14 protein-coding genes are annotated in these 12918 nt (G+C 67.7%); 6 read left to right on the top strand and 8 right to left on the bottom strand.

Annotated elements, in window-relative coordinates; translation table 11 throughout:
* Nucleotides 1-84: 84 nt before the first annotated feature.
* Both ACIA49_RS04150 and ACIA49_RS04145 read right to left on the bottom strand, forming a co-directional pair.
* Nucleotides 85-960 carry an alpha/beta fold hydrolase gene (locus tag ACIA49_RS04150; protein ID WP_396375620.1) on the bottom strand — a complete coding sequence of 292 codons (876 nt, stop codon included), beginning with the start codon at nt 958-960 and terminating at the stop codon, nt 85-87.
* A 6-nt stretch (nt 961-966) separates the two neighbouring features.
* Nucleotides 967-1545 (bottom strand): TetR/AcrR family transcriptional regulator, encoded by a 579-nt coding sequence (locus tag ACIA49_RS04145; RefSeq protein WP_396375619.1) that lies wholly within the window; start codon nt 1543-1545, stop codon nt 967-969.
* 77 nt (nt 1546-1622) lie between these two features.
* Here ACIA49_RS04145 and ACIA49_RS04140 point away from each other — a divergent pair, with 77 nt between their 5' ends.
* Nucleotides 1623-3155, top strand: a complete 1533-nt coding sequence (locus tag ACIA49_RS04140; RefSeq protein ID WP_396375618.1) for a long-chain-fatty-acid--CoA ligase — start codon at nt 1623-1625, stop codon at nt 3153-3155.
* On the opposite strand, the gene ACIA49_RS04135 is transcribed toward ACIA49_RS04140, so the two are convergent.
* Together ACIA49_RS04135 and ACIA49_RS04130 are read right to left on the bottom strand one after the other, a co-directional pair.
* Entirely contained in the window at nt 3156-4076 is a 921-nt protein-coding gene (locus ACIA49_RS04135; RefSeq protein WP_396375617.1) for a hypothetical protein, read from the bottom strand.
* On the bottom strand, nt 4073-4669 hold the full coding sequence (locus ACIA49_RS04130; protein WP_396375616.1) for an RNA polymerase sigma factor: 597 nt from the start codon (nt 4667-4669) through the stop codon (nt 4073-4075). Before ACIA49_RS04130 ends, ACIA49_RS04135 begins: the two co-directional genes overlap by 4 nt.
* A gap of 88 nt (nt 4670-4757) precedes the next feature.
* On the opposite strand from ACIA49_RS04130, the gene ACIA49_RS04125 reads away from it, so the two are divergent.
* Together ACIA49_RS04125 and ACIA49_RS04120 are read left to right on the top strand one after the other, a co-directional pair.
* The gene (locus ACIA49_RS04125; RefSeq protein ID WP_396375615.1) at nt 4758-5282 is read left to right on the top strand and encodes an RNA polymerase sigma factor; all 525 of its coding nucleotides are present in this window, start codon (nt 4758-4760) and stop codon (nt 5280-5282) included.
* Complete coding sequence (locus tag ACIA49_RS04120; RefSeq protein ID WP_396375614.1) at nt 5279-5857, top strand: hypothetical protein; 579 nt, start codon at nt 5279-5281, stop codon at nt 5855-5857. Before ACIA49_RS04125 ends, ACIA49_RS04120 begins: the two co-directional genes overlap by 4 nt.
* 27 nt (nt 5858-5884) lie before the next feature.
* On the opposite strand, the gene ACIA49_RS04115 is transcribed toward ACIA49_RS04120, so the two are convergent.
* On the bottom strand, nt 5885-6292 hold the full coding sequence (locus tag ACIA49_RS04115; RefSeq protein ID WP_396375613.1) for a DUF2000 domain-containing protein: 408 nt from the start codon (nt 6290-6292) through the stop codon (nt 5885-5887).
* Nucleotides 6293-6370: 78 nt separating this feature from the next.
* Here ACIA49_RS04115 and ACIA49_RS04110 point away from each other — a divergent pair, with 78 nt between their 5' ends.
* On the top strand, nt 6371-6820 hold the full coding sequence (locus ACIA49_RS04110; protein WP_396375612.1) for an Lrp/AsnC family transcriptional regulator: 450 nt from the start codon (nt 6371-6373) through the stop codon (nt 6818-6820).
* A 67-nt stretch (nt 6821-6887) separates the two neighbouring features.
* Here ACIA49_RS04110 and ACIA49_RS04105 read toward each other — a convergent pair whose 3' ends face one another.
* Together ACIA49_RS04105 and ACIA49_RS04100 are read right to left on the bottom strand one after the other, a co-directional pair.
* Nucleotides 6888-7715 carry a patatin-like phospholipase family protein gene (locus ACIA49_RS04105; protein WP_396375611.1) on the bottom strand — a complete coding sequence of 276 codons (828 nt, stop codon included), beginning with the start codon at nt 7713-7715 and terminating at the stop codon, nt 6888-6890.
* Nucleotides 7716-7725: 10 nt separating this feature from the next.
* Nucleotides 7726-8640 carry a serine hydrolase domain-containing protein gene (locus tag ACIA49_RS04100; protein WP_396375610.1) on the bottom strand — a complete coding sequence of 305 codons (915 nt, stop codon included), beginning with the start codon at nt 8638-8640 and terminating at the stop codon, nt 7726-7728.
* Nucleotides 8641-8801: 161 nt separating this feature from the next.
* Between ACIA49_RS04100 and ACIA49_RS04095 the strand changes: the two genes are divergently transcribed.
* Together ACIA49_RS04095 and ACIA49_RS04090 are read left to right on the top strand one after the other, a co-directional pair.
* Nucleotides 8802-9365, top strand: coding sequence for an RICIN domain-containing protein (locus ACIA49_RS04095; protein WP_396375609.1), 564 nt, complete (start codon nt 8802-8804; stop codon nt 9363-9365).
* A gap of 120 nt (nt 9366-9485) precedes the next feature.
* Nucleotides 9486-10469 carry a LuxR C-terminal-related transcriptional regulator gene (locus ACIA49_RS04090; RefSeq protein ID WP_396375608.1) on the top strand — a complete coding sequence of 328 codons (984 nt, stop codon included), beginning with the start codon at nt 9486-9488 and terminating at the stop codon, nt 10467-10469.
* A gap of 58 nt (nt 10470-10527) precedes the next feature.
* Here ACIA49_RS04090 and ACIA49_RS04085 read toward each other — a convergent pair whose 3' ends face one another.
* The gene (locus ACIA49_RS04085) at nt 10528-12714 is read right to left on the bottom strand and encodes a M4 family metallopeptidase (protein ID WP_396375607.1); all 2187 of its coding nucleotides are present in this window, start codon (nt 12712-12714) and stop codon (nt 10528-10530) included.
* Nucleotides 12715-12918: the final 204 nt, after the last annotated feature.

The raw sequence follows: 12918 nt of genomic DNA, 5'->3' as shown, positions 1-12918 counted from the left end.
CTCATTTCGCTACGCTGTGCAGTTTAAGTAACGTAGAGCTGTCCGCCGCAGGATGCAAGGGATCGACGCAGATCGGCGCTCGGGTCAGCTGCGACCGGCGGTCAGGATCTCGAGGATCGCGGCGTGGGTCGCGGCCGGATTCTCCTGCGGGACAAGGTGTCCGGCGCCTTCGACGACCTCGACCCGGCCGTTCGGGACCGCCGCCATCAGCGATTCGGCAGCCTGATTGAAGGCCGGGCGACGCTCCTTCGTGCCGCGGTCGACCCGCCCGGCCTGCAGGCAGATCGTGGGCACATCCGGCGTCCCGGCTGCTTGCAACCTGCGCATCGTCTTCAGGGCGGGAACGACCTGATGGGCCTCGCGGCGACCGGCCCGCATCGCCCGCGCGCTCGCGTAGTCGCGGATCATGATCTCGCGATCAGCGTCGCTGAAGTCGGGCGACCAGTGCGGGATCGTCTGCTTCACGATCAGTCGCTTGCCGCCAATGCGGGTGAGAAACTCCATCACCGCAAAGGATCGTGACAGCAGCTTCGCGTCGCTCTCGGGCATGACCTCGACGAGCGTCGCATCGATGAACACCAGGCCGGCGACCCGCTCTGGAGAGCGCTCAGCGAACAGCCGCAGGATCGGCCCGCCCCAGCTGTGCCCGACGAGGATCACCGGCTCGGACTCACCGAGAGCGTCCAGTAGGGCAGTGAGGTCGTCCGCGAGACGCTCCAGCGTTCGATCGGCCAGGTCGACGTCACTTCCGCCGTACCCGGCGCGGTCGTAGGACAGCGTGCGTGCGTGAGCGCTGAGTTCGCGCTGGGTGTGAATCCAGCTGGCGGCCGGGGCGCTCATGCCGGCCTCGAAGACGACGAGTGGGCCGGGGCCCGCTCCGGCCGCGATCGTGCGTAACCGCCGGCCGTCGCGCAGGACGACGTACGACTCAGTCAGTCCTTCGCCTGGGTAGAGCTCCATGGATATTCACCGTTTCACTGAGGACCCCGCGGTCAGAACCTGATGGACGACGGCGGCGAGGGTGTCGAGGAACTCCGGGCTGAGCGATTGCCGGCCCGCGATCCGCCGGTGCATCAGCGGTCCCTCGATGAGATCCCCGACCAGGCCGCGGTCGGTGGTGGCGGCGATCTCGCCGCGCGCGATGGCCCGGTCGAGGGCGTTCCGCAAGGCGTCGCCACGGCCTTCGGCCATCCGCCGGAACGCCAGCTCCGCGTCGGCATCGTGCTGCAGATCGGCGGACAGGGCAACGACTCCGTCGATCCACGGCGCCGACCAGGACTCCGCGAAAGCGGCCAGAATCGACCGGAGGTCGCTCTGCAGTGAGCCGGTGTCGCGTGTGACGATCGGCGGCAGATGCTCGCTCAGGGTGTCGACCACCAGCTGGGCCTTGCTCGACCAGCGCCGATAGACGTCCGTGCGATGAGCCCCGGCGTGGTTGGCCACCTCGGCCAGCGTCAACGCGTCGTACCCGCGCTCGGTCAGCAACTCCCAGGTTGCCTGGAGCAAACGCTTCTCGAGTTCGGGGTTCCGGGGACGACCAGCCACAGTTACACTCCATTGCGCTACGCGGTGCAGTGCAATCACTCTAAAGCCTTCCCGACTCTTTCACCAGGGGGTGTCCGATGTATCTGACCCAAGGTCTGCATCGCGCTGTGCAGCAGCAACCGGACGCAGTGACGACGATCTGTGCCGACCGCCGGCGGACGTTCCGCGAGGTGGCCGAGCGGGTCGCGCGCCTGGCCGGAGCGCTGCAGGGGCTGGGCGTCGGTCCGGGGGACCGCGTCGGCATCCTCGCGCTCAACTCCGACCGGTACGCCGAATACCTGCTGGCGGTGCCGTGGGCGAACGCCGTACTGAATCCGGTCAACATCCGCTGGAGCCCGGCGGAGATCGCCTACTCGCTCGCGGATTGCGACACTCGCGTGCTCTTCGTCGACGACGCGTTCGTGGCGATGGTCCCTGATCTTCCGGGGCTGGCGACCGTGATCTACCTCGGTGACGGCGAGACGCCGGACGGGATGCTGAGCTACGAGGCGCTGATCGCGGGCGCACAACCCGTCTCGGACGCCTGTCGCGGAGGCGACAAGTTGGCCGGTATCTTCTACACCGGCGGTACGACGGGCTTCCCCAAGGGCGTCATGCTCACCCACACCAACCTCGCCACTTCGTGGCTCGGCTCATCCGCGACCGGCTGCATGCCCACCAAGGATTCGTGGGCTCTCCACTGCGCGCCGATGTTTCACCTGGCCGCGCTGGCGGTCTGGGGCGCGGCGCTCCTGGCCGGTGGTCGGCACGTTTATGTGCCGAGCTTCAAGCCGCAACTCGTCTTCGAGGCAATTGCGACCCACGGAGTCACCGACGTACTGGTGGTGCCGACGATGATCCAGCTCCTCGTGGACGATCCCACCATCGGCGACTACGACCTCACCAGCCTGCACGCCATCCTGTACGGCGCTTCACCGATCCCGGCCGCCGTACTGGAGCGAGCGATGAAGGCGCTGCCTGGCGTCACATTCACCCAGGCCTACGGCCTGACGGAGACTGCGCCCATCGTCACGCTGCTGACCCCGACGGACCATCAGAACGGTCTCCTGCGTTCGGCCGGTCAAGCCGCCCCGCACTCCGAGCTGCGCATCATCGATGCCACCGGCAACCAGGTGCCTGCGGCAACCATCGGTGAGATCACCGTCCGCGGTGACCACATCATGGTCGGCTACTGGGACAAGCCGGCCGAGACCGCCGCCGCTCTCCATGACGGTTGGCTACACACCGGCGACGCCGGCTATCTCGACGACCAGGGCTACCTGTACGTCGTCGACCGGCTCAAGGACATGATCGTCACCGGCGGCGAGAACGTGTACTCCGCCGAAGTCGAGAACGCGGTCGCCCGGCACCCCGCCGTCGCCCAGTGCGCGGTGATCGGCGTCCCCGATCCCGACTGGGGTGAGCGCGTGCACGCTGTCGTCGTACCGCATCCCGGCGAGGCTCCGACCCTCGCCGAGCTGCGCGACCACACCAAGACCCTGATCGCCGGCTACAAGGCTCCGCGCAGCCTCGAACTCGTCGAAGCCCTGCCGATCTCGGGAACCGGCAAGGTCCTCAAGCGCGATCTTCGCCGACCCCACTGGGCCGACGAAGGCCGCCAGGTGCACTGATCACCGCCAGTCGAACATCTTCTGGCAGGTGGCCGGGGTCGGGTTCTTCACGCCGTTGATGACCAAGACCTCGGTCACGGCCGGGTTGCTGTAGCACTTCGCGACCTGCGGACCGTTCTTCGCGGAGTCGTAGACCAGCTTGGCGCCGTCGTACCCGCGGATCGTCCAGCCCGGCGCCACGCCGATCAGGCCGTTGTCAGGCCGCACCGGCTGGCCCTTGCTGTCCCGCCTGAGCTTGGCGTCCTCCATCGGCGCGAACCAGAAGCCGTCCTTGAGGACTGCCTCGACCACAGCTTCGCCGGTGTGCTGCACCGTCACGCGGGTGATCGACGGGATGTACATGCCGCTGCTGACGCCGCGCTGGTCGACCGGCGCGAACAGATACGGGACATCCTTGCCGGCTGGCGACACGGCAGGTCCGAAGCCGGAGTCGCCGACCACGGATCCGCGTCCGTCGCGGGCGCAGATCCAGTAGTCCATCCCCTTGCGAGCGACCAGCCAGCCTTTGGCCAGGCTCGGTCGTGCGGTCTCGACATACTCGAAGGCCTCGATGACCTCGTAGCTTGCGAACGAGTCCGACGAGTACTGCGTGAAGGTGATGCACGCGCTCCGGAAGGCGGCGGTCTGGGCGGCGCTGAGCTGACGAGTCTTGGCCGGTTGCGCTGGCGGTTTCTTGCTCGCCGCAACCTTTGGCTGGGTGGCAGCCGGGGCGGGCTCGTCCTTGTCCCGCAAAGCCGGTACGGCGACCGCCAGGCCGGCGACCACGGCGAGCACTGCCGCGGCTGCGAGGAGCGGTACGGCGAGCCGCCGGCGAGGCGTCTCGGCCTCGTGGTCGACGATGGCGACCAGTTCGTCGCGCTGGCGGTTGCGTACGGTGCCGGGAAGGTCGTGGTCCGGCGGGGGAGTGATGCTGTCGGTCATGATGAGGTCTCCACGAAAGTGTCGGTGATGCCCAGCTCGCGCAGGTGTTTCCGGGCTCGGGAGAGCCGGGACTTGACCGTGCCGAGGGGGATGTCGAGCGCGATCGCCGCTGCTTGCTGGTCGAGTCCCGACCAGACACACAGTTCGACGATCTCTCGCTCCTGACGCGGCAGCCGAGCCAACGCCGTACGGGCCCGTGCGAGATGGTGGTCGCTGTCCAGCCGGCCGACGACGTCATCGGCATGGTCCCGCTGGTGATCAGCCAGCAGGTGTGCAGCCGCCAGCGCGCGCCGATAGCGGAGTTTGGCCCGCCACTCGTTACGCACTGTGTAGTCGGCTGCGCGCAGTAGCCAGGGCAGTGCCGACTCGCGGTCCAGTACGACGTCCGCGCGCCGGCGCCAGGCGTGCAGGAAGACCGCCGAGGTCAGGTCCTCGGCATCACTCCACGACGCGGTGCGCCGGTACAGAAAGTTGTAGATCGCGCGTGCATGCCGGTCGTACAGCTGCCCGAAGGCCTCCGAACTCCCGGCCGCGGCCCGCTCCCACAACTCCCGGTCGCTCGCCGTCATGATCAGTCCATCCTGCCTGCCCATGCCCCCTCTGTGTCGAGATTCGCGACCAGGTTCCCGATCCGGGGGCGAAACTTTGAAAGAATCGACGACGTGCCGGACAGGGGGAGATGTGACTTCCCTGCGTGAGGCCCGCTTCGAGGCGCTGGTGCGTGCGGTCGGTGAGCCGCTGCACCGCTATCTGGTACGACGGGCCGACCCGGCCGCGGTCGACGACGTACTGGCCGAGACCATGCTCGTCCTCTGGCGACGGATCGACGACGTACCGCAGCTGGAGGAAGTACTGCCGTGGTGTTACGGCGTCGCCCGCGGCTGCCTCGCGAACGCTCGCCGGGCCGAGCAGCGGCGGCTGCGACTGGTCGACAAACTGGCGCGGACACCATCGGCCTCCGCGCCCGCCGAACACGACCAGCTGTACGACGCCTTGCGCACCCTCGGTGAGCTCGATCGCGAGGTCGTGCAGTTGTGGGCATGGGAGGGCCTGGCGCCGCAGGGGATCGCCGAGGTGACCGGCCTGACCGCGAACGCGGTGAGCATCCGGTTGCATCGGGCAAAGAAAAAACTCGCCGCCGAGCTGGACCGAAAGAACGGCGGCACGGCCGGACAGGAACAGGTCAAGAGAGGGAGTGAACTGTGAACGACGACGAACTGCTGGCCCGGCTGCAGGCCGCCGACCCGGCATCGCGTGCTCCCCGACCCGACCTCGATCGCCTCCTGGAGACCACGATGACCGCCGATACCGAAACCCGGCCCACCACGACCACCCGCCGCCGCTGGATCCCGGCCGCCGCCGCGGTCGCTCTGATCGCGGCCGCCGGCCTCGTCTGGGGCCTGGCGCCGAGCGACAACCCGCCGACCGCCGCGACGCCTCCTGCCCCGGCGGTGAAACTGACCATGGCCGGCGGCGCGAACGGCAAGTGCCGCGCCCCGGAGGTTGCCGACTTCAAGGAACTGCCGATCGCCTTCGAAGGCCAGGTCACCGCCATCAAGGGTGACCTGATCACGCTGCAGGTGGCCCACTGGTACCGCGGTGGCCCCGGCGAAACCGTCGAGGTCCAATCGATGCCCGAAGACGTCGCCACCCTCCTCGGTGTCGACTTCACGATCGGCGACAGCTATCTCGTCTCCGCGAGCAACGGCCAGGTCAGCACCTGCGGCCACAGTGGCCCCAGCGACCCCGACCTCCGGCACCTCTACGAACAGGCCTACTGAGTCCTGGGGCCGTGCCGGCAGCGATTGTCACCGGTAGAGGGCGAGGGCGCCGACCAGGGAGTCGATCGCCTTCTTCGGTCCGTGCAGACCGAGGCCGAGGTAGGTGATGTCCTCAGGCTTGGTGCCAGCGAGGGTGTCGGCCATCTGCTCGTAGGTGCGTGCCTGCTGGGCGACCTGGTGCATCTCGTGGACGGCGACGTCGGGGCGCGCGGCGGCCTGGTCGCGTAGCTCGTGCAGTCGCTCGCCGGATGCCCGCAGTACCGGGATCGGCTGGGTGCACATACCGGCATGTTTGTTGCCCGAGGCATCGACTGTGTCCGGGCCGACGATCTCGTCGTTCGCCCGGCCGAGGGCCACGCCGAGCAGTGCGGCAGTGTTCAGGGCGACCCCGACCGGGGTGTCGGTCGAGATCACCACGACCAGCTTCTCTGTCATGGCGGCAAACTAGTCGTTCGTCCGGTCGATTTCATGGGGAACCGAACATCGTTCGGTGAATCTGCGAAACTACTGTCCATGGACGAACTTGATACGGCGCTCCTCGAACTGCTGCAGGAAGACGCGCGCCGAACGAACCGCGATCTCGCCGCCGCCCTCGGCATCGCTCCGTCGACCTGTCTCGAGCGCGTCCGGTCGCTCCGCGATCGCGGCGTCATCAGCGGCTACCACGCCGCCGTCGACCTGAAGGCCATCGACCGCGCCACCCAGGCGATCATCTCGATCAAGCTGCGGCCGCAGGCGATGGCCGTCGCCACCGCCTTCCAGGACTACGTGATGCAACTCCCGCAGACGCTGGCCATGTTCATGGTCTCCGGCGCCTCCGACTTCCTGGCCCACGTGGCGGTCAAGGACACCGAGGCCCTTCGTGACCTGGTCCTCAACCTGGCGAAACGCCAGGAGATCGCCGACATCCGCAGCTCGATCGTCTTCGATCACCACCACCGCACCACGGTCCTACCCCTGTAGGCGGTCCAGAACCAGGCGGTGCAGGGCCGGATCACCCGCGCCCAGCTCTACGCCGACACGGCCGTCGCTACCCGGTCCAGAACGCCGTGATCCTGGCGGCTTCGGTTTCCCACTGACGGCGGCCGAGCTCGAAGGCGGGAGCCTCGAGTTCGGGATCGAGAAGGCCGCGGCCGCCGCCGGTGAGCTCGACGAATTCGTTGCTGGGGGCCACCACCTCGACGGTGCCGCCCAGCCGTCGGAACGCCTCGATCTCGGCCGCGAGCGCACCCTCGCGCACCGGGTGACAGCTGATGATCAGTACGCGATCAGCCCCGGCGACCGCGTCGACGTTCAACGAGCTTCGGACGCCGCCGTCCATGAACCGGTCCGCCCCGATCGTGATCGGTGGCCAGACGCCCGGGAGCGCCGAACTGGCAGCCAACGCCTCCTGCAGTGACGCCCCGGAGTCCGAGTCCAGCAGGACGAGTTTGCCGGTGGTCACACTGACCGCCGTCGCCGCGAATCGCGGCGGCCACGCAACCCCATGCATCGGTACGACGTTGGGCCGGCCCAACGCTGTCGCCTCGTCAGGCGTCTCGGCGGCCAGGGCGGCGCTGCCAATCAGACGGCGCACCTCGTCGGGGTCGGCCGCGGTCGCAGCCTCGGCGATCATCGCCATCAGCTTCGGATCGGGTCGCGGTGATCCAGCGGCCGGCTTGGAGCGGGGGAGTGTGGTCAGCAGGTCGCGACCGAGCGCGATCTCGGCGCCGACGATGGCACCGGCCGACGTACCGACGATGTTGTTCGCCGAACGGAGGTCAAGCCCACTACCGGTCGCGCTCGCAACGAGTCCCGTCTGCCAGGCACGGCCGACCGGACCTCCACCACCCAGAACCAGACCGCGAGTTTCCGTCACGGCTCGATTGTCACCCATCTGGCCAGCCGAGTCGCGAAAGGACCAGGCGGTGCAGGGCTTCCAGGAGTTTGCGGTCGTCCTCGACGTGCGCTGTCACGGTGATGGCGGCACGGGCCGAAGGGCTGATCAACGCGTACTGGCCGTAGCGGCCGTCCATTCGGTAGGTGTCGCCTTCGTCGATCCAGACGCCGAGTCCGTAGCCGTGTGTCCAGCGGCCGCCGTAGTCGAGGTCGCTGGTGTCCACGCGGTCGGCGGCCATCCGCCGTACATAGTCTGCGGGGACGAGTTGGCGGCCGTTCCATTCGCCGTTCTGCAGTAGGAGTTGGGCGAAGCGCGCGAGCTCGTGGGTCCGCAGGAAAAGGTCGCTCTCGGCGAACGGGTATCCGTTCGGGCAGGTGTGCCAGGCCGGGTTGTGCAGGTCGAGCGGTGCGAACAGCCGGGGCATCAAATAGGCGCGCACATCGGCGCCGGTGACGCGGGCGATGACACGACCCACGGCGTACGGACCCGATCCCGTGTAGGAGAACGCCGTACCAGGAGCTGCGCTCAGCGGGGCGGCCACGATCTCGTGCAGCAGGTCAGCCGCTTCGATCCGCACATCGGCGTACCACTCGTGACTCGTCCCGCTCGTCATCGTGGTCAGCTCGCGCAACGTCACGCCCTCGACCCCGTCCGCCGCGATCGTCCGCAACTCGGGGAAGTGATCCAGTAGCCGATCATCGAGGCTCAACCGCCCCTCGGCCTCGGCCATCCCCAACGCGACCGACGTGAACGTCTTCGAGACCGAGTACAGATTCACCCGGTCGTCGGACCGCGTCCGCGCCTCGATCAGCGGCGAACCGTCCCGATGAACACAGATGCCGTACAGACCCAGCTCTTCGTCACGGTTCGCCTGCAGAAAGTCGTCCAGAAGTTCGGCGGTCACGTCCGCATCCTAGGCCCGGATGGGCAGTAACAACGCACCAGCCCATCGGTTTCGTTGCATGGATCGCAGGTTGCTGCAGATAAAATTCGGCGCATTGACGGGGCCCTTGCCGGCCGGGTCTGCTGTGGTTCCGATTGACCCCGGAAAAGGAGCACCGAACAATGCGCGTGCGTCAATTCAGCACCGGAATCCTTGCGGCCACAGCGTGTATCGCGATGGCCGGCGTGACCACGACGGCCACTGCGGCCGCGCCCCAGCCGTTGTCGGCGAAAGCACCGACCGCGTACCAGAAGGTGCTGATTCGCAACGTGAACAGTGACAAATGCGCGTCGATTCCGGCGGGGACGACCACTCCGAAGACGCAAGTCGTCCAGTGGACGTGCGGCCCGTTCAACCCGGACGACCCGGCGAACCCGTACAACCCGGCCAAGATGTGGTACCTGGTGCCATTCGCCGACGGCAGTTACGCATTCCAGAACGTGAAGACCGGCCAATGCCTGACGACGACGGGGAGCAGCCCGGCGAAGGTCTGGCAGTACACCTGCGTCTCCGGTACCAACCAGCGCTGGACCTACTACATCACCGGCAGCAAGCGGATCTGGAGCCACAGCAGCGGTGACTGCCTGGCCGTCCCTGGAGCGCGGACCGACGACGGGGTCGGCCTGATCAATTACACCTGCGGTGACGGCGACGAACAGAAGTGGAAGATCTCGTACCTCGACTGATCCCGAGGCGGACGACGGGGCGTGACGATGTGTGTGACTTGGGTTAGCGCGTTGCTCGCCTGGTGAGGTTGCGCGGTGTGACTCTCGCGCGGTGGGGGCTGGAGGTGGTACTACGTGCAGATGAAGTTGTCCTCAGCCCCCATCCTCTCGGCCGCCGCGGAGCCGCTGTATCGGGCCGCGGTCGTGAGTGGGAGAACGAGCCTGGAGGAGTTGGCCGAGCACGCCGGTATCGACCGCACGGTCGCGGCGCACGAGGTTGAGGTGCTGGCTGCCATCGGTCTGCTCGATGTGCGGGACGGGGGGATCGAAGCGGTGGCTCCCCGGATGCCGTTGGAGCAGGTGGCCGCCGAGCATGCGAAGGCTGCTGATGCCGCTCGCGGGCTCGCCGCGTCCTTCGCCGAGATCTGGAGTGAGGCCGGCGACCGGCTGAACTTCGTCGAGGTGATCGCCGACGAGGCGCGGATCAACGCCGTCGAGGCCAAGCTGATGGATGACACGGCCTCGACCGTCGACGGTCTGTGTATCGGTCCGGTGTCGCCGCGGAAACTGCAACCCGGGATGACGATCCCGCGGCCCAGGGTGGCGGTCGGGTTCCTCGAGGCGATGGAACGCGGCGTCCGGGCGCGCGGGCTGTACGGCGTGACGGTGCTCGAGGACTTCGAAGGGCTTGCCGCCGTCCACCAGTGCATCGCAGCCGGCGAGCAGGCGCGCGTCTTCGCGCAGGTGCCGCTGAACCTGATGCTGTTCGACGACAAGCGTGCCTTCATCACGGTTCCGGGCCAGAAAGGTGCCCGGCGGTCAGCAATCGTCGTTCATGAGTCCGGCCTCCTCGACTCTTTGGTCAGCCTCTTCGACGTCTTCTGGCAGATGGGTGTTCCGTTGTCGGCGGAGTCCCAGGTGGTTGACGCGCTGGACCGCCCGGGCCCCGAGGAGCAGCAGTTGCTGTCCTACTTGGCCGCCGGCCTCACCGATGAGGCGATCGCCCGCGACCTGGGTGTGAGCGCCCGCACCGTCGGCCGGCGGATCGCCCGGCTCGAAGAGGTGCTCGGCGCTCACAGCCGATTTCAGTTGGCAGTCCAGGCGAGCCGCCGGGACTGGATCTGAGTAGCCACAGTGGCACCTCGTCGAGCCCCGTGGGATCGAGGAGGTGCCACTGCCGCGATCACTCGGACACGGTGGCCGTGAAGGCGCCGGATCCGGAATCGGCCTTCACTACGAGGCGGTAGGTGCCCGCCGTGTTGTTGTAGCTGAACGACTCGTCCGGGTTCGGGGTGATGCCTTGGGCAACGGTCACCCAGGAGAATCCGGACTGCTTCTGCAGGTAGACGTCGAAGTCGGCGCCGGTCGGCCCGTCGAGGCAGACCTTCAGCTGACCTGCGTCGCTGTCACTGAAGGCGGCGAACGTCTTGCTGCCACCAGCAGACAGCGTGCCGCTGTACTTGAGGTCGCCGGTGCAAGTTCCACCGCCGCCGGGGCTGGAGACGACCCACGAGAACGACGCGCTGGCCGTCTTGCCCGCGGCGTCAGTGACCTTCGCCGCCACCGTGGAGGTGGCTGCGGTGGTCGGAGTGCCGGAGATCAGACCGGTCGACGCGTTGAGCGTGAGACCCGCCGGGAGACCCGTCGCCGACCACGAGTACGGCGTCGTACCGCCGGTTGCTGCGAGCTGCAGCGTGTCCGCGGTTCCTGCGGTGCTCGTCTGCGAGCCCGGGTTGGTGACCGTCGGCGTACCGGGGTCGGGGTTACCCGTGCCACAGGTCTCGGTCGTCGCCGCGACGGCGATGGCCGTGAACGCCTTCTCGACCGCTGCGCACTCTGCCGACCCCTGGCCGTACAGGTCCTTGGCGGACTTGATCGCACCGGTCCGGGCGTTGCTGTACTTGCTCGACGACGTGAGGTACGTCGCCAGCGTGCGGTACCAGATCTTCTCGGCCTTCGCGTGGCCGATGCCGGTGACGGCCGCGGCGCCGCTACACGTCGGGGAGTTGTAGCTGACCCCGTTGACCGTCTTGGCGCCCGAGCCCTCGGAGAGCATGTAGTACCAGTGGTTCAGCGGGCCCGAGGAGTAGTGCGGGTCGAGGTTGCCGAGCGTCGAGGACCAGCAGTCCTTCGACGCGCCGTCCTTGCTCGGCTTGTCCATGTAGCGCAGCGGCGCGCCGTCGCCACGGATGTTGATCAGCTCGCCGATGAAGTAGTCCGGTACATCCTTGGGGTTGTTCACGTAGAACTCGACCGCCGTACCGAAGATGTCGGAGTTGGCCTCGTTCAGGCCGCCGGCCTCACCGGTGTACACGAGTCCCGCGGTGTTCTCGGTGACACCGTGGCTCATCTCGTGTGCGGCGACGTCGAGCTCGGTGAGCGGGGCGGCGTTGTTCGCGCCGTCGCCGTACGACATCTGGGTGCCGTCCCAGAAGGCGTTCACCATCGCGTTGGCGAAGTGAACCCGCGAGCGGGCGCCGCGGCCGTCGTTCCAGATGCCGTTCCGGCCGAGCTGGGTCTTGTAGTAGTCGAACGTCTTCTGCGCGCCGTAGAGCGCGTCGACAGCAGCGGACGCACGGTCGGAGTTGGTTCCGGTGCCCCACTTGTCGTCGGAATCGGTGAAGATGTCGCCGTCCGGGCCCTCGCCCGTGTTGGGGTCGCCCTGGTTGTGCACGTCGGTAGCGGTGTTGCCCGTCGCGTCCCGCATCTCGTAACCACCACCGGACTTGGCGGAGGTGGCGATGCTGACGTTGCCGGAGAAGAGCCCGTCGCCGGTACCGGTCTTGATCTCGTCGTCGCTCGACAGTACGGCGCCCGTCGTGGCGTCGACGTAGGTGTGCAGGCGGGTCGGAACCTGGTTGGCACGAATACCGGTGGTCAGTACGTCGTACGCGAGCTTCGGCCCCTGGTCGGTGACGAAAACGACCAGTTCGTTGCCGGCGGTCTTCTCGTCCTTGGTGGCCTGGGCCGCGGCGACTCCCTTGGCCTGGGCCGCCGCCTTGGAGATCTTCGCGGTCCGCGACGCCGGCGCGATGCTCTTCCGGCCGAGGTTGTAGGTGACGTCCTCGACCCCACCCTTCGCGTCCTTGTGGGCAACGAAGTCACCACCGATGACTCGCAGCCCGTCCAGCTTGCGCTCGTACCGCACGTGCGTCCCACCGTCGGCATCCTCGATGACCGACTTGACCGTCAACGTCTCGCCCGCGGCCAGCCCGAACGCCGACGCGCTGGCCGGGGCGTTCGCCTGCTCAGTGGCAACCAGCGATTCCGAGGCCTGGCTGACGCCGCCGCCGACGAGCGCCGACGACACCACCGCTCCGACCACCAGGAGACCGCCCGCGGCGGTCAACCTGCTCTTCTTTCGATCCACAACTGCTCCTTAGGCGGGGTCGACGATCAGCCGACCTGATGCGCGCCCGCCGCCTCCGGGGGGAGGCCTCAACAACGACAGGCGCTTGGGGTGCTCCGAGTTTGTGGATCCCCGCCCATCAGCGGAAGGCGTCGTCGTGGCCGAGATCGGCACCGCCGATTTACGACACCGTTGCCCAAGGCACCAGCACCCTCAGCTCATGGC

Source organism: Kribbella sp. NPDC051587, assembly GCF_044453945.1.
Lineage (GTDB): Bacteria > Actinomycetota > Actinomycetes > Propionibacteriales > Kribbellaceae > Kribbella.
This window is presented reverse-complemented; position numbering and strand designations above follow the sequence as displayed.

Bases quoted from the DNA above. Each gene is read 5' to 3' on its own strand.
- ACIA49_RS04150 (WP_396375620.1), bottom strand. From the start codon at position 960: ATGGAGCTCTACCCAGGCGAAGGACTGACTGAGTCGTACGTCGTCCTG.
- ACIA49_RS04140 (WP_396375618.1), top strand. From the start codon at position 1,623: ATGTATCTGACCCAAGGTCTGCATCGCGCTGTGCAGCAGCAACCGGAC.
- ACIA49_RS04135 (WP_396375617.1), bottom strand. From the start codon at position 4,076: ATGACCGACAGCATCACTCCCCCGCCGGACCACGACCTTCCCGGCACC.
- ACIA49_RS04130 (WP_396375616.1), bottom strand. From the start codon at position 4,669: ATGGGCAGGCAGGATGGACTGATCATGACGGCGAGCGACCGGGAGTTG.
- ACIA49_RS04115 (WP_396375613.1), bottom strand. From the start codon at position 6,292: ATGACAGAGAAGCTGGTCGTGGTGATCTCGACCGACACCCCGGTCGGG.
- ACIA49_RS04110 (WP_396375612.1), top strand. From the start codon at position 6,371: ATGGACGAACTTGATACGGCGCTCCTCGAACTGCTGCAGGAAGACGCG.
- ACIA49_RS04095 (WP_396375609.1), top strand. From the start codon at position 8,802: ATGCGCGTGCGTCAATTCAGCACCGGAATCCTTGCGGCCACAGCGTGT.
- ACIA49_RS04090 (WP_396375608.1), top strand. From the start codon at position 9,486: ATGAAGTTGTCCTCAGCCCCCATCCTCTCGGCCGCCGCGGAGCCGCTG.